Here is a 2,604-nt window from a genome sequence, read left to right on the forward strand (position 1 = left end):
AATCCTACGATGATATCGTCGATCACTGCTGTGATGCGTGGAACAGCCTCGTCGAACAACCCTGGCGCATAATGTCCATCGGGCTGCGCGAATGGGCCTATCGGTTCTAATCAACGCGGGTTGGTATGAGCACATTCACAAGAAATGTGCAGACTTTGAAGGCTTGCTGAGAAGAGTCCCCAAAGGTGAGCGGTTGAGACGTTCGACAAGTCGTGAGGGTCATAATACTCTCCTAACGATAGATGATGTTGAATGTGACTTGATTGATTTGCGTATCGGCTTCGCAATGTATGGTAATTGCCAGCTGCCGCTGGCCGGCCCATTGGATATCCGATCGAATATTACATAAGTGACGGACTGGCCGTAACGAAGCTCGCCCGGCGTTTCCAATGCCGATCGAACTGAGCAGATCCGCATAGCTACGGTCGCCGCGCCGAGCGTCGCATGATTGGCGCGCCGCGTCGAGGCTGTGGCGGCGCGCGCTCGTGGCGGTGGCCGCCGAAGCGTTCAGATGTCTTAAGCTGTTGAGTTATTTGGTCGGAGTGAGAGGATTCGAACCTCCGACCCCCTCGTCCCGAACGAGTTCGCTTTCCCTGATATTCAGCATTTTCAACGCCTTTCGTTGCGTTCTATTGCATCTTATTCCGTTTCTGTTCCGCTGAAACGGTGCCCAAACGGTGCCCACCCGGTTTTTGCGCGATCTTGTTCGCCGCTCCCCGCTGGTAGTCGGGGTGATGGTGTCCGTAGACGCGCTCCAGCGTCTCGACTGTCATGCCCAAGAAGCCCGCCGCTTCCCATAGATCGCAGCGGTTCTTCATCAGCCAAGTCGCGGCGGTGTGGCGCAGCGTGTGCGGCATGACGTTTTCGAGCCCGGCCGTCGCCGCCGCCTTTCGGAAGCCCTTATTGACGCGCTCAACCGGCTTGCCGCCCCACTCGACAACCGCCGTCTTGCACAGCCCGAGACGATGCCAGCGGCGCAGATGGGCGAGCAGGCGGTCAGGAAGCGGGGCGGGGGTCTGGCGTTTCTTCGTCTCGCGAACGCCTTCGGCCCGGCGATAGAAGACTCCGCCTTCGAGGTCGATGTAACCGCGCCCGGATAGGCGGTCCAGAGAGGCCCCGCAGACGGCCCCGGCGCGCGTGCCGGTATACAGCCCTACCAGAATGAAACGGGCCACGTGCTGGCCCACAGGGCGCTTTGTGGGCGCGCCTGCCTTGTTGGCGTCTATCTGCCGGGCGCGCCATGCCGCCCAAAGCAGCCGGGCCGCCTCGGATCGCGTCAACCAGCGCTCGCGCGGCAGCGATTTCTCAGGAAGCGCGACTCCGACGATCTCGCTGCAATAGCCTTGCTCGCGATGATGCGTGATCGCCGCGCGCAGGTCTTCAAGCTCGCGCCGGGCGGCGCTCTGTGATCCGCGATACTCCACATAAGCGTCACACGCCGTCCCGTTGATGAAGCTCAGCGGCTTGTCGCCAAAGAATTCGAGCAGCCTTTCGAGCCTCGCCGCCGTCTCATGCGGTCGCGCGTGTTTCGACGCTTTGCCCGTGGCGTAAATACTCAAAACGTCTGCTATCGCAATTTGAGAGGGATGACGGGCGCCATCTCGCGCGATGCGGTGCTTTCTGGCGAGATAGTCTTGGAGTGCTCTTTCAGCGCCTTCACGGTCAAGCGCGCCGCAGCCTGTGCGGATTGAAAGTTGTCCGTCTTTGATGAGCCACGCTGCGGGGCGGACTCGATTTTCTTCCCGGCTCTCTGGCCGCAGCCAGAGTCGTGCGCCTTTGCTGGGTCGCGGCACGAATTCCTCCACGCTTGGATGGCGGCCGGGGTCGTGACAGTCGCGCGCCCGAGCCGCTCAACGACGAGATCGCCGCGCTTAGCGGCCGCGCGTAGAGTCGACTCTTTCACGATCCCGCGCAAGAGAACCTCTGCGGCCTCTTTGAGCGTAAGAGGATCATCCGGGGCGAATGGCATTCGTCAATGACCTTTCGGGCGCGCGCGCCTTAAGGCGCTCGCTCGCTGGCGGCTCATTGGGGAAGTGTTAAAGCTGGGCCGCGCGCCCCTTCATTCAGGCGCGCGCCGATTTCTCGGCGACCCAAGCTCGGACGCGAGACTGCGGGACGGTTCGCAGGGTCGTCAACGGCTTTCTTGAGGCGAGCCCTATCCTTTGAGCCACACAACTCTATCGTTTGAGGCAGGCAAGCCGGCTATATACGATTGAATTTATTGCGTAATGCATCTCAAAATATGTCGTTCAAAAAGTTGGCGAAAACTGATTCCGCCCCCGCTTTCCCGTCTCCCCCGCCTTAAGCCTTTGCCGATGCCGGCGGCTGATTTCAAGCCGGCTCTGGCGCTTACAGGCGGGGCACAGCTTCTTGTCGGTTCGCCTGGCCCCCAGGATCGGCGCGGCGCAGCGCGTGCACTTCAGCGCGGCGCGCGCTTTGGCGCTCGCCTTCGCCGTCTCGCCGTTGTGATAGGCGTTGGCGCAGCGCGTGCTGCAATAGACGCGCTTCCCGCCGCGGCCGGATTTCTGCTCAATCGGCTTCGCACAGACGGGGCACCGTTCGTCGGGCAAGGCGTCGAGCGTCGTGACGACAGGTATCGCAACA

Annotated in this window: 2 protein-coding genes; both read right to left on the bottom strand. The window is 61.4% G+C overall.

The window, feature by feature from the left end:
* Positions 1 to 629 precede the first annotated feature (629 nt).
* Positions 630 to 1,559: a site-specific integrase gene (locus QZ964_RS19995; RefSeq protein ID WP_292533846.1), complete on the bottom strand. Its 930-nt coding sequence runs from the start codon at positions 1,557 to 1,559 to the stop codon at positions 630 to 632.
* Positions 1,560 to 2,249: 690 nt separating this feature from the next.
* The coding region (locus tag QZ964_RS20000; RefSeq protein ID WP_292533848.1) for a hypothetical protein at positions 2,250 to 2,604 on the bottom strand (355 nt) is incomplete at its 5' end.

The sequence above is a fragment of the Methylocystis sp. genome, from assembly GCF_021731785.1.
In the GTDB taxonomy this organism is placed as follows: Bacteria; Pseudomonadota; Alphaproteobacteria; order Rhizobiales; family Beijerinckiaceae; genus Methylocystis.